18 protein-coding genes are annotated in these 18,791 nt (G+C 63.8%); 16 read left to right on the top strand and 2 right to left on the bottom strand.

What is annotated here, in order from left to right:
• Position 1: 1 nt before the first annotated feature.
• On the top strand, positions 2 to 223 hold the full coding sequence (locus HMPREF2678_RS02620) for a hypothetical protein (protein ID WP_070550741.1): 222 nt from the start codon (positions 2 to 4) through the stop codon (positions 221 to 223).
• A 103-nt stretch (positions 224 to 326) separates the two neighbouring features.
• Here the strand turns inward: HMPREF2678_RS02620 and HMPREF2678_RS02615 are convergent, their stop codons facing one another.
• The gene (locus tag HMPREF2678_RS02615) at positions 327 to 2,495 is read right to left on the bottom strand and encodes a 4-alpha-glucanotransferase (protein WP_070550739.1); all 2,169 of its coding nucleotides are present in this window, start codon (positions 2,493 to 2,495) and stop codon (positions 327 to 329) included.
• Between the two features lie 263 nt (positions 2,496 to 2,758).
• On the opposite strand from HMPREF2678_RS02615, the gene HMPREF2678_RS02610 reads away from it, so the two are divergent.
• The 15 genes from HMPREF2678_RS02610 (at position 2,759) to HMPREF2678_RS02540 (ending at position 17,779) form a co-directional block, all read left to right on the top strand.
• Entirely contained in the window at positions 2,759 to 4,597 is a 1,839-nt protein-coding gene (locus tag HMPREF2678_RS02610; RefSeq protein WP_070550737.1) for an AMP-dependent synthetase/ligase, read from the top strand.
• 126 nt (positions 4,598 to 4,723) lie between these two features.
• The gene (locus HMPREF2678_RS02605; RefSeq protein ID WP_070550735.1) at positions 4,724 to 5,524 is read left to right on the top strand and encodes a hypothetical protein; all 801 of its coding nucleotides are present in this window, start codon (positions 4,724 to 4,726) and stop codon (positions 5,522 to 5,524) included.
• Positions 5,525 to 5,528: 4 nt separating this feature from the next.
• Positions 5,529 to 6,773 carry a radical SAM family heme chaperone HemW gene (hemW, locus tag HMPREF2678_RS02600; protein WP_070550733.1) on the top strand — a complete coding sequence of 415 codons (1,245 nt, stop codon included), beginning with the start codon at positions 5,529 to 5,531 and terminating at the stop codon, positions 6,771 to 6,773.
• 26 nt (positions 6,774 to 6,799) lie between these two features.
• On the top strand, positions 6,800 to 7,825 hold the full coding sequence (gene hrcA, locus HMPREF2678_RS02595) for a heat-inducible transcriptional repressor HrcA (RefSeq protein WP_034967190.1): 1,026 nt from the start codon (positions 6,800 to 6,802) through the stop codon (positions 7,823 to 7,825).
• A gap of 112 nt (positions 7,826 to 7,937) precedes the next feature.
• Entirely contained in the window at positions 7,938 to 9,083 is a 1,146-nt protein-coding gene (gene dnaJ, locus HMPREF2678_RS02590; RefSeq protein ID WP_070550731.1) for a molecular chaperone DnaJ, read from the top strand.
• A 3-nt stretch (positions 9,084 to 9,086) separates the two neighbouring features.
• Positions 9,087 to 9,863, top strand: a complete 777-nt coding sequence (locus HMPREF2678_RS02585; RefSeq protein ID WP_070550730.1) for a 16S rRNA (uracil(1498)-N(3))-methyltransferase — start codon at positions 9,087 to 9,089, stop codon at positions 9,861 to 9,863.
• A gap of 11 nt (positions 9,864 to 9,874) precedes the next feature.
• Entirely contained in the window at positions 9,875 to 10,870 is a 996-nt protein-coding gene (locus HMPREF2678_RS02580) for a PhoH family protein (protein WP_034974701.1), read from the top strand.
• A gap of 45 nt (positions 10,871 to 10,915) precedes the next feature.
• Entirely contained in the window at positions 10,916 to 11,506 is a 591-nt protein-coding gene (gene ybeY, locus HMPREF2678_RS02575) for an rRNA maturation RNase YbeY (RefSeq protein ID WP_070550728.1), read from the top strand.
• A complete protein-coding gene (locus HMPREF2678_RS02570) occupies positions 11,503 to 12,906 on the top strand; it encodes a hemolysin family protein (protein ID WP_070550726.1) in 1,404 nt (467 codons plus the stop codon). Before ybeY ends, HMPREF2678_RS02570 begins: the two co-directional genes overlap by 4 nt.
• 10 nt (positions 12,907 to 12,916) lie before the next feature.
• Positions 12,917 to 13,936 (top strand): GTPase Era, encoded by a 1,020-nt coding sequence (gene era / locus HMPREF2678_RS02565; RefSeq protein ID WP_070550724.1) that lies wholly within the window; start codon positions 12,917 to 12,919, stop codon positions 13,934 to 13,936.
• 140 nt (positions 13,937 to 14,076) lie between these two features.
• Positions 14,077 to 14,661: a DUF4282 domain-containing protein gene (locus tag HMPREF2678_RS02560; protein ID WP_034992253.1), complete on the top strand. Its 585-nt coding sequence runs from the start codon at positions 14,077 to 14,079 to the stop codon at positions 14,659 to 14,661.
• 3 nt (positions 14,662 to 14,664) lie between these two features.
• Entirely contained in the window at positions 14,665 to 15,060 is a 396-nt protein-coding gene (locus HMPREF2678_RS02555) for a DUF4282 domain-containing protein (RefSeq protein ID WP_070550722.1), read from the top strand.
• A gap of 17 nt (positions 15,061 to 15,077) precedes the next feature.
• Positions 15,078 to 15,827, top strand: coding sequence for a DNA repair protein RecO (recO, locus tag HMPREF2678_RS02550; RefSeq protein WP_034974726.1), 750 nt, complete (start codon positions 15,078 to 15,080; stop codon positions 15,825 to 15,827).
• Between the two features lie 57 nt (positions 15,828 to 15,884).
• Positions 15,885 to 16,610 carry an isoprenyl transferase gene (locus tag HMPREF2678_RS02545; protein WP_070550745.1) on the top strand — a complete coding sequence of 242 codons (726 nt, stop codon included), beginning with the start codon at positions 15,885 to 15,887 and terminating at the stop codon, positions 16,608 to 16,610.
• On the top strand, positions 16,607 to 17,779 hold the full coding sequence (locus HMPREF2678_RS02540) for a VIT1/CCC1 transporter family protein (RefSeq protein ID WP_051898089.1): 1,173 nt from the start codon (positions 16,607 to 16,609) through the stop codon (positions 17,777 to 17,779). The genes HMPREF2678_RS02545 and HMPREF2678_RS02540 overlap by 4 nt, the downstream gene beginning before the upstream one ends.
• A 6-nt stretch (positions 17,780 to 17,785) precedes the next feature.
• Here the strand turns inward: HMPREF2678_RS02540 and HMPREF2678_RS02535 are convergent, their stop codons facing one another.
• Positions 17,786 to 18,208, bottom strand: coding sequence for a Fur family transcriptional regulator (locus tag HMPREF2678_RS02535; protein ID WP_034992248.1), 423 nt, complete (start codon positions 18,206 to 18,208; stop codon positions 17,786 to 17,788).
• Between the last annotated feature and the right edge of the window lie 583 nt (positions 18,209 to 18,791).

The raw sequence follows: 18,791 nt of genomic DNA, 5'->3' as shown, positions 1-18,791 counted from the left end.
AATGATGGAATGGCTGATCAACGCGCCGGTGTGGATCCAAACGCCGCTGGTGTTCCTTGCCCTATTCGTTGTTTGCACCGTGCTGGCCTTAGTATGGCTGGTAATTGCGCTGCGGATTTTCCCCGCAAGTGCGGAGGAAAAGCGCGTGCACGGCGCGCTCACGCTGCGGGAGTTATGGGCTAGCCGGAGCACAAACCCAGCAAGCGACAAGCAGGAGGACTAACAGGCGATGAAACACCACTCTAAGGTGCGCCAGGCTTTGGCTTTGCTGCTGGTTCTGCTGCTGGTGGCCTGGCTGGCCACCACATTCTTCTAACCCTCGCCCTCTAGCCTTCGCCGCGGGTGGCGGACAGCACCTCGCGGGCCAGCTGGATGTTCGGCAGATCCTCCACTAGCACCGGGTTGCCCTGCCCATCGCACAGCGGCACCCGCCAGTTCGGATACAGATCCTGCGTAGTGCCCGGCTGGTTCTGTGCGCGCAGGTCACCCACTAGATCCACCAGGGCGGCACAGCGCAGCAGCGACGGGGTCTGCGCGATGTAGCGGTGCATGGCGCGCAGGATGTAGGAGACGTCCGGGCGGCGCTCGCGCCCGTGCCGCGGGTCGTCCAGCTCCTGGCGCAGGTCGTTGAGGAAGTAGTCCTCGCAGTCCATGCCCTGGAAGGCGCCGTGGCGGGCAATAGTCCCCAGCACGTCGACCTGCCAGTTGGCATCCTCGGCGAATTCCTCATCCGAGCTGCGGGTCAGCACTCCCAGCTCTTCGCGCAGGTCGATGTGCCCGCCGCGCAGGTAGCTGGCGGTCGGCGGCAGGTCGTGCGTGGTCACGGAGGTCAGGCAGGTGCGACGGTATGCCTCCGGAGCCTTGGCCCCATTTGCGTCACCCTCAAACCACACGATCGAGGTGCCCATCACGCCACGGCTGGCCAAGTAGTCCTGCACCCACGGCTCGAAGGTGCCCAGATCCTCGCCGACCACGACAGCGCCGGCGCGGTGAGCTTCCAGTACCAGCGCGCCGACCAGAGCCTCGTGGTCGTAGGTAACGTACGTGCCGAGCGTCGGCGATTCCATCCGCGGGATCCACCACAGGCGGAAAAGCCCCAACACGTGGTCGATGCGGATGCCACCGGCGGTGCGCAGGATCGTGCGCAGCATGTCGCGCCACGGACGGTAGCCCTCTTCGGCCAGCTTCCACGGGTGCCACGGGGGTTGGGACCAGTCCTGACCCTGTTGGTTGTAGCCGTCAGGTGGGGCGCCAACGCTAGCTCCAGGCGCCAGCACGTCGGCCAGGGTCTGGGCGTCCGCGCCGCCGGGGTGTACGCCGACGGCCAGATCCGCCATGAGGCCGATGCTCATGTGCTCGGTCAGCGTTTGCTGCGCGTGTAGCTCCTGTTCCTGGCACAGCATCTGCATCCAGGCGAAGAAGTCGCTGGTCAGTGATGGATCGTTAGCCGCGCGCTCGCACCATTCGGTGAAGCCCACCAAGCCTTCGCCCTCGCGCTCGCGGAAGTCGCGCAGCTGCGCGGTGCGCTCGTCGCCGATCCCTGCGGTGTACAGCAGGTGCAGTGCCTTAATTTTGGACGCCACCACCGGGTCCCGCTCCAACAATTCAGCGGTGTGGTTGCGCTTTTTCAGTGGCTCGGCCAGCTGCTGGATTTCCGCGTGGAGCTCGGGGTGTGCGGCGTACTCGGGCGTGTTTTCCACCCGGATGTAGATGGGGTTGGTGTAGCGGCGGGTGGTCGGCAGGTAGGGGGAATCCTCCACCGGGGGAGCGGCTTCCGCAGCGTGCATGGGGTTGACTAACACGAAGTCCGCCCCGCCGAGCTTCTGCAGTGAGTTGCTCAAAACCTCCAGCGTTCCGTAGTCGCCAACTCCCCAGGCGTCCTTATCGCGCAGGGAATACAGCTGCGCCATCACTCCGGCGCGTGGGGCTTCCGGCAGTTCCAGCGACTGCGGGGAGACCAGCAGGGTGGAGGTCGCTTCGGTGGATTCCGCCTGCGCCTCGATCTGGTGCCAGCCGGCCGGCAGGGCGGGCAGTTGGAAGGTGGCGGTGCCGAAGGTGGTCGCGGTGGCTTCCGCGCCGACAGTGATGGGGTCCACCCACTCGTTGAGCTGTTCCAGCTCGATCGTGTCGCCGTCCTCGGTGTGGACCCGCACCTGCAAAGATTCGCCATCGATGCAGTGGACGTGCAGCGTGCGCGGGCGGTCGGCGATGGCGGTGATGGTGGGGGCGATCATACGGCTGTAGCGGGTGCGCAGCAGACCCTCGATGGCAGTCTGCACAACGTCTTCGGTCAGCGCGGATGGATCCTCCGGCAGATCCAGTCCCAACTCGCGGAGCGCGAAAAGTACGGTGCTGCTTTTCACATCCACCCGCTGGCCGTTTTGGCCGGTGTACCAGGTGGCCACACCGCATTCGGCAGCCAGTTCGTTGAGGATTGCGTTGACATCGGGGGCGATCTGTCCGCCGGGTTCCACAGAGCTAGTCACAACTGCCATTGTGCAGGTTGAGCAGAGCTTCTTCCACTCTTTTGACCAGAGTTCATGGGGGAGTGGAGGGTAGCGGGAGGAAGCCGGGGTTAGCGTGGGCGGGATCTCGCGGTACATTTTTAGTGAAGGTTCGGCGTGACCCACACCACTCATATATGGTTGTAGAAGTATTAATCACGTTGAAGCGACGGGCGATCGAACCCAAGATGCGCCCGTTTTTCACGTAAAAGACCAGGTCAGGCAACTGTCAGGACATAAGCAAAGGGAGCAGCATGACGGAGTACACCTCTGAAGCCCTATATACGATCGACGAGCACGAGACCTGCCTATCGGCAGTTCGCGATCTTGGCGCCGAATCCCCGGATGGGGTGCTGTTTAAGCGCCCGAAGAACTTCGACTGGGTGGACGTCACCGTCGCCGAGTTCCTGGACGACGTGTACGCGGTAGCCAAGGGCCTGGTCGCCAACGGTATCGAGCCTGGCGATCGCGTGGTTATCATGTCCGACACCCGCTACGAGTGGACCGTTCTGGACTACGCCATCTGGGCCGCCGGTGCGATCACCGTGCCGATCTACCCGTCCTCTTCCACCTCCCAGTGCGAGTGGATCGTGGGCAACTCCGGCGCGAAGCTGGCTATCTCTGAGAAGTCTGGCCACACCACCCGCCTGTCCACCTTCGTCAAGGAAGGCGACCGCCCGGAGGGCGACGACTCCGCGCACCTTAACCGCGTGCTGGAGCTCAACAGCGGCGCGATCGACATCCTGATTAACGACGGTAAGGAAGCCGGCATCCAGCAGGAGGTTCTGGAAGAGCGCATCGCCAACACCCGGCACACCGACGTCGCCTCCATCGTTTACACCTCCGGCACTACGGGCCGCCCCAAGGGCTGCAAGCTGACCCACCACAACTGGCTGGCAGAGGCTCGCGCCATCCTGACCCACCCGGTCGGCCGCGCCGCGTCCTTCGGCTACCGCAAGCTGACCTTCCTGCCCCTGGCACACGTGTTCTCCCGGGCAATGGCGCACGCCGCGACCGTCGGTGGCGCTACCCAGACCCACTGGAGCGACATGAGCACGCTGGTCGCAGAGTTCCAGCGCACCAAGCCGAACCTGATCTGCTCTGTGCCTCGCATCTTTGAAAAGGTCCACGCGGGCGTGAAGTCCAAGGCCACGGAGGGCGGCGGCGTCAAGGCAAAGATCTTCAACTTCGCAGAACGCGCCGCAGTCGACTACTCCCACGCGCTCGATACCGACGAAGGGCCGACCCTGAAGCAGAAGATCAACCGTGCGATCGGCGACAAGCTGGTCTACTCCAAGGTCCGCGAGGCCATGGGCGGCGAGCTGGACTACGCGATCTCCGGCGGCTCCGCACTGAACCCGGAGCTTATGCACTTCTTCCGCGGCGTGGGCGTGAATCTGTACGAGGGCTACGGCCTGACCGAATGCACCGCCGCAGCCTGCACCAACTTCGCCCCGGACAACATCATCGGCACCGTCGGTCGCCCGCTGGGCGGCATCACTGTCAAGATCGACGACGACGGTGAGATCCTGCTGAAGGGCGACATGGTGTTCGCGGGTTACTGGGAGAACGAGGAAGCCACCGCGGAATCCTTCACCGAGGACGGCTTCTACCGCACCGGCGACCTGGGCAAGCTGCTGCCCACCGGCCACCTGAAGATCACCGGCCGCAAGAAGGAAATCATCGTGACCGCCGGCGGCAAGAATGTCTCGCCTGGCCCGATGGAGGACATCCTGCGCTCCGCCCCGCTGATCTCCCAGGCCATGGTCGTGGGCGATGACCAGAAGTTCGTCGGCGCCCTGATCTCCCTGGACGAGGAAGCAGCCAAGAAGTGGAAGGAAAACAACGGCATCGCGGACAATGTTTCCATCCGCGAACTGGCGAAGAACCCGGTTCTGCGCTCCGAGATCCAGGACGCGATCAACGAGGCCAACGCTACTGTCTCCCACGCCGAGGGCATCAAGAAGTTCCGCATCGTCCACCGCGACTTCACGGAGGAGAACGACGAGGTCACCCCGTCGCTGAAGCTGAAGCGCTTCGTTGTAGCGAAGAACTTCGCCGACGATATCGCCTGGATCTACAACTCAAAATAAGTTAAGAATTCCACCCCACCACACCGGCCAAGCCTCCGCGCAGGGTCGGTGTTCGTGTTTTAAAGTTACTCGCGATATCAACCACCAGATGTTGGGCTACTGACGGGCTCGGGGAGAGGAGAACGCGTGCACTACGACGCTGCCCTGCGCGTTCGCGAGCTCACCCAAAACATCTACGACATTGGCGACGAGATCGCCGATTACATCAACCACGTCTCCCAGGCCATCGCCGATTGGGATGCCGACCTGGTGGAAGACTGCCTGCTTGAGTTGGAGGAGATCGTCGCGGAGGGGCGCGCGGAGGTCCGCCCCGGCCTGTCCGAGCTCAACGGCCTGCGCCAAGCCTTCGTTTCCGGCGTGCGCGCGGGCAGCATGTCGGGCGTGACCCCCTCCCGCACCCCACGCGCCCTCGGTGCCACCACCAGCGGCGATTACCCGCACCCCGGCCGCACCTTGAGCTTCATGCATAAAAAGCCCGGCGCCTCCCGCCAGGTGGGTGCGCGTCTTCGTGGTTCTTTTGGTGACGCCACCGCCTCCACCGCCACCAACCCCAGCAACGCTGACCGTTCCCCTGCCGGGGCGCAGAATTCCGCCCCAGCGACGATGGCCTCCACGGCCTCCTGGCGCATGTGGCTGCGCGAACAAGCCGAGCACATCCGCGCGGATCTGCGCGAGGTGGAGGATTGGGTAGTCAACCAGACCCAGTGCGCGCTGGAATCCCAGTCCGTTCTGCTGCCGCAGGTCTATGTGAAGGCCGAACAGCGCACGATGGAGCTGGTTGCCCAGTGGCGCGAGGTGATTGACCGCCAGCCGGAGCTGGCCGCGGGTATGCGCGGCGAGGCACCACCGGAGTTCCTGGTCGAGCGCGCCCGGGTGGAGGAGATCGTCGGCCGACTGCAGCGCCGGAAGCGCGGCACGGCAGTCTAGTAGTATGCACGGCCTTTATATCCACGTTCCCTTTTGCTCTACCCGCTGCGGCTATTGCGACTTCAACACGTACACTCCGCAGGAGCTCAGCGCGGCCGAAGGCAGCGCTATAGAAGGCAGGGCTGTGGATGGCAACACCATCCCCGGCTACCTGGATGCGCTGGAACGCGAGCTGGAGGTCGCCGCCGAGGTGTGGGATTACCCCGGCGAGGTGCAGACCGTCTTCTTCGGCGGCGGAACGCCCTCCATGCTGGGGTACGAGGGGCTGGCCCGGGCGCTGAACGCTGCGCGTCGCGCCGTGGGGCTCGCAGCCGATGCAGAGATCACCACCGAGGCGAACCCGGAATCCACCAGCCCGGAGTTCTTTGAGCACTTGCGCGAGGCCGGCTTCAACCGCATTTCCTTAGGCATGCAGTCCGCCATGGGGCATGTGCTGAAGGTTCTGGAGCGCCAGCACACCCCAGGCCGCCCCATCGAGGCGACCCGCGAGGCCAAGCGGGCGGGCTTCGAGCACATCAATCTGGACGTTATCTACGGCACCCCCACCGAGACGGACGAGGACCTGCAGCGCACCCTCGACGCGGTGCTGGAGGCGGACGTCGACCACGTCTCCGCCTACTCCCTGATCGTGGAGGACGGCACGGCCATGGCGCGGAAGGTGCGGCGCGGCGAGCTGCCCGCCCCGGACGAGGACACCCTCGCTGATCGTTATGACGCCATCGACGCCCGCCTGCGCCAGGCGGGATTTAACTGGTACGAGGTCTCTAACTGGGCCAAACCCGGCGGCGAATGCCAGCACAACCTGATTTATTGGCGCTCCGGGCAGTGGTGGGGCGCCGGCCCCGGCGCCCACGGATGCGTGCGGCTGCGCGGGGAGCGGCACAGCGAGTCTGGCCTGGTGAGGCTGGTGAATGCGAAACGTCCAGCGACCTATTGGGATGGTCTGCTGGGCGAGGGCGAAGGGGCGTCCACAAGAAAGGACGGCCTACCCGTACCAGGGTCGGTGGTGACGACCGAGCGCTTAAGCAACGACGACCTGCGCACCGAACAAGTGATGCTGCAGCTGCGACTGGCCGAAGGGCTGCAGCTAGCCGGTAGCGATGAGAATGCCGAGCTCCAGCAGGTGATTGAGCGATACACCGGCCTGGGGCTGCTGGACAATCGCGGCGAGCGCCTAAGATTGACGGATAAAGGGCGCTACCTAGCCGACGGCATAGTCACCGATATTGTGCTGGCGCTCGGGCTATAGCCGGACTCACGTAAGGGGTGAAGATACTGTCCAGCGGAACTGAACACAGACGGAACCAGGTGCTGCGGGCGATCGTCAGCGACTTCATCGCCCTGCACGAACCGGTGGGCTCGAAAATGCTGGTGGACAGGCACCAACTGGGTGTTTCCTCGGCGACGATTCGCAACGACATGGCGGTGCTGGAAGCCGAGGGGTACATCACGCAACAGCATGCGTCCTCCGGGCGCATTCCCACGGTGAAGGGCTACCGGCGCTTCGTCGACGGCATCCACGACATCAAGCCACTCAGCACGCCCGAGCGGCGCGCGATCCTGGACTTCTTGGAAAACGGCGTGGACCTGGAAGACGTGCTGCGCCGCAGCGTGCAGCTGCTGTCGCAGCTCACCCGCCAGGTGGCGGTGGTGCAGATGCCGGACCTGCGGCGTGGCCGGGTGAAGCACTGTGAACTGGTGAAGCTGGGCAGCCACCGCATTCTGCTGGTGCTGATTACCGACACCGGGCGCGTGGACCAGCGCAACGTGGATCTGGGCCAGCCGATCAGCGACGACGACCTGCCGCGGCTGCGCGACCTGGTGAACTCCGCGATGGTGGGGCGCACCCTCGACGACGCGTGCACGAACATCGCCGCGCTGGCCAGCGAGGCCAAGGGCAACAGTATGCCGGAGGAACTGCGGGACGTTGCGCTTGTGGTGACGACTGTGCTGGTGGAGACCCTGCTGGAGCGGCCCAACGACCGGCTGATCCTGGCGGGCACCCCGAACCTAATGCGCACCTCGGAGCTGACACCCGTGGTGGAGGCGCTGGAGGAACAAGTGGTGGTGCTGAAACTGCTGAATAGCGTGCGCGACCTGCATGTACAGGTGAGCATCGGTGAGGAGAATGAGGACGAGGAGCTGCGCGGGGCTTCCGTCGTATCTACCGGCTATGGCAACGCCAACGCGGTGCTCGGCGGCATGGGTGTGGTGGGCCCGACGCACCTGGACTACTCCGGCACGATTTCCTCGGTGACGGCCGTGGCGCACTATGTCTCGCGGATTTTGAGCGAAGAGTAGGAATAGTAGACTAATGCAGTTGGTTTAGGAATAAGACCGCAGATAAGCAACTGCAAGTAACTGCAAGCAACCGCAAGCAACTCAAGATAGACGTGAAAAGGACCCGCTGAACGTGGCTCGAGACTATTACGGAATCCTCGGTGTGGATCGCGACGCTACGGACGCCGAAATCAAGAAGGCGTACCGCCGCCTGGCTCGCAAGTACCACCCCGACGTCAACCCTTCTGAAGAGGCCGCGGAGAAGTTCCGCGAAATCTCCCTTGCCCAGGAGGTGCTGACCGACCCGCAGAAGCGCCAGATCGTGGACGCCGGTGGGGATCCGGAAGAGCAGGGCTTCGGCCAGCCGGGCGCGGGTGGCTTCGGCGGCTTCGGTGGCGGTGGCCTGGGGGACATCTTCGATGCGTTCTTCGGCGGTGGCGGCGGCCAGCGTGGGCCGCGCCAGTCCCGCGTGCGCCGCGGCAACGATGCCCTGGTGAAGATCGAGGCTTCGCTGGAGGAAATCTACGCCGGCGTGGATCGCGAGATCACCGTGGAAACCGCCGTGCTGTGCGACGTGTGCGACGGCACCGGATCTGCCTCTAAGGCAGCCCCTGTGACCTGCCCCACCTGCCAGGGCGTGGGTGAGGTCATGGAGCTGCAGAACTCCATGCTGGGGCGCGTGCAGGTTCGCCGCGCCTGCCACCGCTGCGCGGGCACCGGTGAGGGCATCCAGGATCCGTGCGAAAACTGCGCGGGCGACGGGCGCGTGCGTGATCGGCAGACCCTCAAGGTCTCTATCCCCGCTGGTATCTCCGACGGCATGCGTCTGCGCATGAGCGGTAAGGGCGAGGTCGGCCCGGGTGGTGGCCCGGCCGGTGACCTGTACGTGGAGGTACACACCACCGAGCACCCCTACTTCATCCGCGAGTCCGACGATCTGCACGTGAACCTGCAGGTCCCGGCGGTAGAGGCGACCTTGGGCACCTCCGTAGAAGTGAAGCTGCTGGACGATTCCGTCGCCACTGTGGACATCGCCCCCGGCACCCAGCCGGATGCCACCATCCGCCTGTCGGATAAGGGCATGCCGCACCTGCGCCGCGAAGGCCACGGTTCGCTGATCGCCCACGTGGAAGTCATGATCCCCACCGACCTGAGCCACAAGCAGCGCGACCTGTTGGAGCAGCTGCGCGAGGCCAGCTCCCAGAACGCCGGTGTGGCCACCAAGGACGAGTCGCACGATGGCTTCTTCTCCCGCCTCCGCTCGAAGTTTGGCCGTTAACCCATGACCGATCCGGTGTTCATCCACCCCATCCCCGAGCCCATCGCGGCCGGGGATCGCTTCCGGCTGACCGGCGCGGAGGCCAAGCACGCCACCGTCAAGCGTCTCGAGGTCGGGGAGGGGTTGGTTGTCACCGACGGCACCACTCGCGCGGTGCAGTGTTCTTTTCTTGGTGACGCCACCGTGGAGGTCGCCGACATTCTGCAGCTTCCCGTCCCGCACCCGCGGGTGACGGTGGTGCAGGCGATTCCAAAGTCCGACCGGGCGGAACTGGCTGTGGACCTGATGGTGCAGGCGGGCGCGGATCGGATTGTCCCGTGGGCGGCCCGCAGGGCGATCGCTAAGTGGGATGGCAAGGAGGCCAAGGCGCACGCGAAGTGGGAGAACGCTGCCCGCGCGGCGGCGAAGCAGTCCCGCCGCCTGCAGATCCCGGAGGTCACCCAGCTGGTGCGTAGTCCGCGGGAACTCGCCCGGGTGCTAGAGCTCGGAGAGGCCGGCGCTGCCGGGAACACCGGCGCAGCCGGCTCCACCCGCGTGCTGGTACTGCACGAGGAAGCTACCGAGCCGCTTCCCGCGGCCGTGACCGCCGCGGTGTCCGCGGGTGCCACCGAGCTGGCTCTGGTGGTCGGACCAGAAGGAGGCATCGGCCGCGAGGAGCTGGAAGAGTTGGCACAGTTGGGTGCCACCCCGGTCCGGCTGGGGCCGGAGGTGCTGCGCACCGCCACCGCCGCGGCGGTGGCCCTGGGCGCCATCGGCGCTGTGACGGAGCGTTGGCGGTAGGATCTATTCACATGACGTCTTCCAACTCCGCCAGGTCACCGCGCCCCCGCGTAGCCAGCTCTACTGTGGAGTTCGACCCGGATTCCATCGTGGCTGTCGCCGGCCCGGCAGATGAAAACCTACGGGTGCTGGAGCTCGCCTTCGATACGGACATCCTGACCCGTGGCAATCGCGTGACGATCCGCGGCGAGGCCTCCGAGGTCTCCCAGGCGCGCCGGGTGTTGCAGGAGATGATCAATCTGGTGGATCGCGGTCACGCGGTGGATCCCGCGGCCACGCGGCGAGCCATTTCCCTGGTGGAGAAGCAGGCCACGGAGTTGATTTCCAGTGGCGACCTCGCGCCCATCGTCTCCTATCGCGGCAAGACCGTGCGCGCCAAGACTCCTGGCCAGCGCGAGTATGTGGAGGCCATCGACGAGGATGCCATTGTGTTCGGCATCGGCCCTGCAGGAACCGGCAAGACCTATCTGGCGATGGCGAAGGCGGTTCAGGCCTTGCAGTCCAAGCAGGTCAACCGCATTATCCTGACCCGCCCAGCCGTGGAGGCAGGGGAGAAGCTGGGCTTCCTGCCCGGCACCCTCAGTGACAAGATTGACCCCTACCTGCGCCCGCTGCACGATGCGCTGCGGGAAATGGTGGATCCGGAGACGATCCCGCGGCTGATGGATACCGGCGTGATCGAGGTCGCGCCACTGGCCTACATGCGCGGCCGCACCCTCAACGATTCCTTTGTGGTGCTGGATGAGGCGCAGAACACCACCCCGGCCCAGATGAAGATGTTCCTCACCCGCCTGGGCTTCGGCTCCAAGATGGTGGTCACCGGCGACCTGAGCCAGGTGGATCTGCCGGATCGACAGGAATCTGGGCTGAAGGTCGCCCGCCAGGTCCTGCTGGGCGTGGATGGCGTGTCGATCATCAACCTGGATTCGGACGACGTGGTGCGCCACCGTTTGGTCTCCAAGATTGTGGAGGCCTACGGCACCTATGAGATGGAAAACGAAATCTAGCAGCGACCAAGAATTGAAGCACTTACGAAGAGGCAACTAGCACCCATGAGCATCGAAGTTTTTAACGAATCCGGCCGCGGCGAGGTCAACGAGGAAGAGCTGATCGACGTCGCCCGCTACGCCCTGTGGACCCTCGACGTGCACCCGGCCGCCGAGCTTTCCATCCACATCGTGGACCTGGAGACCATGGAGGACCTGCACGTTCGCTGGATGGATCTGCCCGGTCCTACCGATGTGATGAGCTTTCCTATGGACGAATTGACGCCCGGTTGGGGCCGCAAGGATGCGGCGGAGCCCTCACCGGCGATGCTGGGCGACATTATGCTGTGCCCCGACTTTGCCGAGGGGCAGGCGGCGCGCGCGGGCCATTCCCTGGCACACGAGCTGGATCTGCTGACCGTCCACGGCGTGCTGCACCTGCTGGGGTTCGACCACGTCACCCCGGAAGAAGAACAGAAGATGTTCGCCCTGCAGAATGAGATCCTGGCCAATTGGTACGACTCGCAGGAAGAGCGTGGGGTCAGCTTCGCCCCCAAGCCCACGGGCGCCGGGGCGTTCCCCAGCGCTGCAGACCGCGACGATACCCACGGCGATACCCGCGGCGACAACCCCGGCGATACCGAACCTAATTCATGACAATCGACATCCCCTTAGCCATTCCCTTTGCAGTCCTTGCCCTTGTTCTCGGCGGCGTGCTTTCGCTGGTGGAGGCCGCAGTGTCCTCCCTCTCAGCCGCTCGGGTGGAAAACCTGGTCAAGGAGGACCGCCCGGGCGCGGCCCGGTTGGAACGGGTGCTAGAGGGGCGCGCCGGGCACATCAACCTGTTGGTGCTGCTCCGCACCATCTGCGAGGTCTCCGGCGCGGTGTTGGCTTCCTCCGCCTGCGTGCAGCTGATGGGTTCGCGTGGCTGGGCCTATGCCACGGCCATCCTGATCGTGACGCTGCTGACATTCATCCTGATCGGCGTGCTGTCGCGCACGCTTGGTAGGCAAAATCCGTACACAATTAGCCTGGCCACCGCCCCGATCCTGCTGGGGCTATCCAAGCTCTTAAGCCCCATCGCCAAGCTGCTGGTGCGCGCCGGTAATGTGTTGACGCCCGGCCGGGGTTTCCGCAACGGCCCCTTCGCCTCCGAAATTGAGCTACGTGAGATGGTGGACATTGCCTCCGAACGTGGCGTGGTGGAGCACGACGAGCGGAAGATGATCCAATCCGTGTTTGACCTCGCCAGCACGTCGGCGCGCTCCGTGATGGTGCCGCGGCCGGAAATGGTGTGGATCGAGGCTGATAAAACCGCAGGGCAGGCGACCAGTCTATGCGTGCGCACCGGTCTTTCCCGCCTGCCTGTGGTGGGCGATGATGTGGACGACATTGTGGGCGTCATTTACCTCAAAGACCTCATCGCAGAGACCTATCACATGCGCGACGGCGGCAGCTCCACATTGGTGCGGGACTGCATGCGTCCGCCGGTGTTCGTGCCCGATTCTCGGAAGCTGGATGACCTGTTGGAGGACATGCAGCGCGACCAGGTGCACATCGCGATGCTCATCGACGAATACGGTGCAGTGGCCGGGTTGATCTCCATTGAGGACATTCTGGAAGAAATCGTCGGCGAGATCGCGGACGAATACGATGCTTCCGAACAAGCGCCGATCGAGCCGCTGGACGACGGCAGCTACCGGGTGCAGGCGCGACTGTCCCTGGACGAGCTGGAGGAACTCTACGGCGACGTGGAGTTCAGCGAAGAACAGCACGAGGAAGTGGATACGGTTTACGGACTCGGTGCCTTCGAGCTGGGCAGGGTGCCGATTCCCGGGGCGAAGATTACGACCGCTGGCCTACACTTCCGCTACGAGGGTGGTCGCGATCGGCGTGGGCGCGTGAAGATCCGTTCCGCCGTGGTTAGCCGCGAACAGCAGGCTGATGGCACTGGCGATGCCGGCCACGATGGTGGGGCGGCAGGCGGTATGGCCGTGGCGGCGTCCACAAGAAACAGCGGCCAAGCTAACAGCGCTAGAGATAAAGAACAGCAATAAGGGATACTTGATGACCATGAACGATCCTTACATCCCCGAAGATCCCTTCGACCCGGGCGCGGGCATGCCCGACGGTGCGGACGGGGCGGCCGTTGCCCCCGAAGATCTACAGGTGCCAGAAGAATACCGCGCGCCCGAGGGCTTCCGCTCCGGGTTCGTCAGCTTCGTCGGCCGCCCCAACACAGGCAAGTCCACCCTGACGAACGCGCTGGTGGGGGAGAAGATCGCCATCACCGCCGACCAACCGGAAACGACCCGCCACCCGATCCGCGGCATCGTGCACCGCGAGGACGCTCAGATCATCCTGGTGGACACACCAGGCCTGCACCGCCCGCGCACGCTGTTGGGCGAGAGGCTGAATGAGGTGGTGAAGGAGACGTACTCGGATGTGGACGTCATCGCCATGTGCGTGCCAGCGGACGAGAAGATCGGCCCCGGTGATCGGTGGATTGTAGAGGCCGTGCGCAACGTCGCGCCGAAAACCCCGCTGATCGGCGTGGTGACGAAGCTGGACAAGGTTTCCAAGGACCAGGTCGGCGCACAGCTGCTGGCGCTGCACGAGCTACTGGACGGGGCGGACGTGGTGCCGGTTTCCTCCACCAAGCAGGTGCAGCTGGATGTGCTGCTGGACGTGCTGCGTGAGCACCTGCCGGAGGGGCCGAAGTTCTACCCGGACGATCACGTGACCGATGATGATCGCGATACCCGCATGGCGGAGCTGGTCCGCGAAGCCGCGCTGGACGGTCTGCATGACGAGCTGCCGCACTCCGTGGCCGTGCAGATCGAAGAGGTCCTGCCGAACCCGCAGCGCGAAGGCGTGCTGGATGTCCATGCAGTCATCTATGTGGAACGCGAAGGGCAGAAGGCGATTCTGCGGGGCAAGGACGGGCGGCGCCTGTCGCGCATCGTCCACCGCTCGAGGCTCGAAATCGTGAAGATGCTGGATCAGAACATCTTCCTGAATGTGCACATCAAGGTGGCGAAGAACTGGCAGTCGGATCCGAAGCAGCTGGGGCGGATGGGGTTCTAGCCCAGGGGTGGCGGTCCCGGCCTGGGGATATGCTGTTCGCCCGGTGCAACGTTGCGAAATGCGATACGTTGAATTGACCTATTAACCGATAGCGAACAAGCGAACGTATGCCACCCGTGGTGGCGCTAGGAAGGGCTTTAGTGACAACTCCACAGAACCCGTTTGGCTCTGATGATTCCCAGGGCGGTGCACAGGGTAACCCGCAGGATCAGACCCAGGACTTTACCCGCGACTTTGCCCAGGGCTACCCGCAGGATTCTTTCCAGCAGGATCCGCAAAACCTTTACGGCCAGCCGGGCCAGTACAACTCCGCTCCATATGGCGAGCCTGCAGGTGCTCCTTACGGCATGGCTGCCTACCCGAACGCCCAGCAGGCAAACATGACGACGGGCGCGGACAAGGACGGCTTCTTCGCCGCCCTGTTCGACTTCAGCTTCACCCGCTACGTCACGCCGTCCGTGGTGAAGGTGCTGTACACTCTGCTGATGGTCGTTATTGGCCTGTTCGTGCTGCTTGCGGTTATTGGACTGATCGTTGCAATGAGCCAGGATGGATCTTCCGCTGTCGCAGCCATCATCTTTCTGCCACTGGTGATCTTGGGCGCAATTGCCTGGTTGGCCTTTTATCGCGTTGGTCTGGAAGTTGCAGTATCCATCATTCGCACTGCACAGTCGGTGCAATCCATCGACGAGCGGCAGGCGCGTAACTCCAGCTTTGGGGGGTAGCCCATGGGAAACGAATCTTTCTTTTCTTCCCTCTTCAACCTGGATTTTTCGAAGTACGCAACCAGGCCTTTCCTGCGTGTGCTGTACATCATCGCCTTCGTCATCGTTGCCCTGAATCTGGTGTTGTTCTTGCTGGCAACGTGGACTGATGCGTTTCAATTCAACATCACGGTGAACAGCGATGGCTTCGATCAAAGCGCCGCTGAGAGCGCCGATAAGACGGAATCTGTTTCCTCTATTGAAGACAACACGGCTGCCAAGGTGGTCTTGACCCTGATCATTGTTCTGCAGTCGCTGATCAACCTGGTGATTGTCCGGGTCATCATGGAGATCGCCGTTGCGCTGGTAAGCACCGCAGCCGCCTGGGGTCGCATCAAACAGCGGGGTCTGGCTGCCTAGCGCTATACTTGCACCTCATGAGTAGAAGGTCTCGTCCCAGCTTCCGGGACGAGGCCTTTGTGCTTCGTACCTACAAGTTGGGCGAGGCCGACCTGATCCTCGTTCTACTCACCAAGGATCACGGTCTGATCCGCGCCGTCGCCAAGGGAATCCGCAAGACCCGGTCCCGCTTCGGCGCCCGCCTGGATCGCTTTTCCCGCGTCGATGTGCAGATTTACCCCGGCCGTTCGCTGGCCAATGTCACGGACGCCGCCACCGTCGCCACCTACGCTTCGCGTATCGTCGCGGATGTCGATCGCTTCTACGCGGCCACTGCGATGTTGGAGATGGCCCAGGTTTTCGCCGCCGAACCTTCGTCGTCGAACTCGATCTTCTTTCTTTTGGACGCCGCACTCCAGCAACTCATCACCTCAGACCTACCGCCCGTGTGCGTGGCCGACGAGTTCGTGCTGCATGGCCTGGAGGTCGCTGGTTGGGCACCCAGCCTGGTCGACTGTGCGCAGTGCGGGAAACCCGGCCCCCACCGGGCCTTCCACCCGGCAGCCGGGGGTGCGGTGTGCGTGACGTGTAGACCCCCGGGCGCATTCACGCCTCCGTCCGCGGCGGTGCACGTGTTGTGGTTGCTGAAAAGGGGGCGTCATGACCAAGCAGCCCAAGAAATCCGCAACCATCAGGGGCAGGACATCGCGGCGACGGCGCACCGCCTTGTGCTGGCGCACGTACGGCAGCAGCTAGAGGTCGGGTGCCCGGCGTACGCAGCGCTATAGGGGCGGTCGCGGGCGTGTGGCAAGATAGTACGGGTGAGTAGCATCGAATATCCGCACGTGGATCGTTCCGAAATCCCGCAAGAGCTCCGACCGAAACACATCGCTCTAGTGATGGACGGCAATGGTCGCTGGGCGGAGGAACGCGGCATGGTTCGCACCGAGGGGCACCGCCGGGGCGAGGCAGTGCTGATATCGCTGGTGGAAGAATGCATCGAGCTAGGGGTGGACTACCTGTCGGCCTACGCGTTTTCCACCGAGAACTGGCGCCGATCGGCCGACGAGGTGCGCTTCCTGATGGGCTTTAACCGCGACGTGCTGCGCCGCCAGCGCGACTACCTGAACAGCCTGGGAGTGCGGATCCGCTGGGTGGGGCGCCGCCCGCGCCTGTGGCGGACGGTGATCTCGGAGCTGGAAGCAGCCGAGGAACTGACGAAGAACAACACGACCATGACCTTGGGCATGTGCGTGAACTACGGCGGTCGCGCGGAAATTGCGGATGCTGCGCGCCTGATAGCCGAGGATGTGAAGGCTGGTCGGTTGAAGCCCCGGCAGGTGAACGAGAAGACGTTCGCCCGCTACCTGGACGAGCCCGACATGCCGGATGTGGATCTGTTCTTGCGCCCGTCGGGGGAGATGCGGACCTCTAACTTCCTGCCCTGGCAGTCCACGTATGCGGAGATGGTCTACCAGGATGTTCTGTTCCCGGACTACACGCCGAACCACTTGCGGGCGGCGGTGCTGGAGTTCGCGAAGCGCGACCGGCGTTTCGGGGGTGTGAAGTGAGCGACGCAGCAGAGCAGCCGCAGCCGACCGGGCAGGCGGGGCAGGCGGAGCAGACGGAGCAGACGGTAGGGCAGACTGAACCGCAGCCGACGAAGCGACAGATCGCGCGCTGGCAGCAGTACCTCGCCAATGAGCGCGCCGAGGGAGCCGTGTACCGCGAACTGGCGCGTAAACGCACCGGCGAGGAGCGCGAGATTCTGCTGGGACTGGCCGAGGCTGAAGCACGCCACGAGGCCTATTGGAAGAACCGGCTAGGCGAATACGTCGGCCTGCCGCGGAAGGCCAGCCTGGATACCCGCATGAAGGCCTGGATGGCCCGGCGCTTCGGGTCGGTGTTCGTGCTGGCGCTGATGCAGTCGTCGGAGCAGCGCAACGAGTATGTGTCCGACAAGGATGCCTCGGACCGGTTGGCTGCCGACGAAGCTATTCACGCCGAGGTTGTACGTGGGCTGGCGGCACGCGGGCGCGCCCGCATGTCTGGCGATTTCCGGGCGGCGATCTTCGGCGCCAATGACGGGCTAGTGTCCAACCTGGCGCTGGTGCTGGGCATGGTCGGTACAGGTGGGTCGGCCCACTTGGTGCTGGTGACAGGTATCGCCGGTCTGCTGGCCGGTGCGCTGTCGATGGCCGCGGGCGAATACGTTTCTGTGACCTCGCAGAAGGAGCTGCTGGGTGCGAACGCCCCGGATCCGAATGCCAGCCGTTCGCTGCCGAACCTGGACGTGAATCAGAACGAGCTGGCGCTGGTGTACCGCGCCCGCGGTATGAGCGCGGAGGAGGCAGCCCTGCGCGCCCGCCAGGTTTTCGACTCGATCATCGAGACCAGCCGGCCAGTGGGGGAGCAGCCTTTCGATCCCGCCAAGGCCACCGTTGTCGGTACAGACGATGGTGCTGAGGACGCCGGATCAGGCCTGTCCGCCGCTGTTTCCAGCTTCCTGTGCTTCGCAGTCGGAGCATTGATCCCGGTGCTGCCCTACATCTTCGGCATGTCCGGATCCGCCGCAGCGATCGTTGCCTGTGTGGTGGTGGGGCTGGCCTTGATGTTCACCGGCTCTGTGGTGGGGCTGTTGTCTGGAGTCGAGCCGGGTCGACGCGCTTTGCGTCAATTGCTTATCGGTTATGGCGCTGCCGGGGCGACGTACCTGCTGGGCTCGATCTTCAACGTGTAGCGTCGGCTACTTCTTCTGGCAGTCGCCGCACAAGCCGAAAATCTCAGCAGTGTGGCCGGACTTTTCGTAGCCGAACTTCTTGGCGGTCTGAGCAGCCCACTCTTCGACCGGGCCGCCATCGATCTCCACGGTACGGCGGCACGAGGTGCACACCAGGTGATGGTGATGATCATCGGTGGCGCAGGCGCGGTATAGCGTTTCGCCGGATTCGTCGTGCAACGTATCGATAGCGCCGACCTCAGCCATCTGCTGCAGGGTGCGGTAGACGGTGGTCAGGCCGACCTTGTGCTCCTTGGCAACCAGCTTTTGGTGGATGTCCTGAGCGCTGCAGAACGTGGTGAGGCCGTCGAGTACCTCCGCCACAGCGCGCCGCTGGCGGGTGCTGCGCTGGCCGATCTTCGGAAGTTTGCTGTTAACTGGCGTGCTCACGGTGAGTTCGCTCCTTGGGATATATTCTCGGTGCCAGTCCTTGGGGGAGAGTCCTTGGGGGAGAGTCCTTGGGGATTGGCTCCGGTACAACTTCAGCGCTTGAATGGGGGAGCGGTGGAGTTGCGGGGGTTGTCGTGGGGTTTGTAGCAGGCAGATCTATGTGGATGCGATCGTGCGCAACGCTACTTTGCGATACCTACCAACACTAGGTCTCTAGCCGACAGTTTTCAATAAGCTTTCGATAAGTCTTGTCGGCACTCCCCAGAGAGGGGTAGAAATGCCTGGTGAAATACCCAGTTTCGGGTGCTTGGCGGGGCGTGCAGAATAATGTTTCACCAATGTTTCGTAGACGCTTGACTTTGTAGAAAGCAACGGGCTAAATTTGAGGCAGTTCCCTTGGGAGCGTGCGTAATCCCCCCCCTCGCAGCTCCCGCTTATAAGGGAACAGGCCCCATTCTCCTTGTGAGGACAGAGTGGCCGGAACCCGCGGTTTTACCCCCCCCCTAACCGCGGGTTCTTTCTTTTTCTCAAGCATTCTGTGGTCGGTACTCCTGGGTTAAGTAGCAAAAAGTGTGTCCGCTCG

It is taken from the genome of Corynebacterium sp. HMSC058E07, from assembly GCF_001809885.1.
Taxonomy (GTDB): domain Bacteria; phylum Actinomycetota; class Actinomycetes; order Mycobacteriales; family Mycobacteriaceae; genus Corynebacterium; species Corynebacterium macclintockiae.
The sequence above is the reverse complement of the archived record's forward strand: the minus strand, read 5'-3'. Positions and strand labels throughout refer to the sequence as shown.

Excerpts from the sequence above, each read along its gene's own strand:
- HMPREF2678_RS02620 (WP_070550741.1), top strand. The coding sequence starts at position 2 with ATGATGGAATGGCTGATCAACGCGCCGGTGTGGATCCAAACGCCGCTG.
- HMPREF2678_RS02615 (WP_070550739.1), bottom strand. The coding sequence starts at position 2,495 with ATGGCAGTTGTGACTAGCTCTGTGGAACCCGGCGGACAGATCGCCCCC.
- HMPREF2678_RS02610 (WP_070550737.1), top strand. The coding sequence starts at position 2,759 with ATGACGGAGTACACCTCTGAAGCCCTATATACGATCGACGAGCACGAG.
- hemW (WP_070550733.1), top strand. The coding sequence starts at position 5,529 with ATGCACGGCCTTTATATCCACGTTCCCTTTTGCTCTACCCGCTGCGGC.
- HMPREF2678_RS02585 (WP_070550730.1), top strand. The coding sequence starts at position 9,087 with ATGACCGATCCGGTGTTCATCCACCCCATCCCCGAGCCCATCGCGGCC.
- HMPREF2678_RS02580 (WP_034974701.1), top strand. The coding sequence starts at position 9,875 with ATGACGTCTTCCAACTCCGCCAGGTCACCGCGCCCCCGCGTAGCCAGC.
- ybeY (WP_070550728.1), top strand. The coding sequence starts at position 10,916 with ATGAGCATCGAAGTTTTTAACGAATCCGGCCGCGGCGAGGTCAACGAG.
- HMPREF2678_RS02570 (WP_070550726.1), top strand. The coding sequence starts at position 11,503 with ATGACAATCGACATCCCCTTAGCCATTCCCTTTGCAGTCCTTGCCCTT.
- era (WP_070550724.1), top strand. The coding sequence starts at position 12,917 with ATGACCATGAACGATCCTTACATCCCCGAAGATCCCTTCGACCCGGGC.
- HMPREF2678_RS02555 (WP_070550722.1), top strand. The coding sequence starts at position 14,665 with ATGGGAAACGAATCTTTCTTTTCTTCCCTCTTCAACCTGGATTTTTCG.
- recO (WP_034974726.1), top strand. The coding sequence starts at position 15,078 with ATGAGTAGAAGGTCTCGTCCCAGCTTCCGGGACGAGGCCTTTGTGCTT.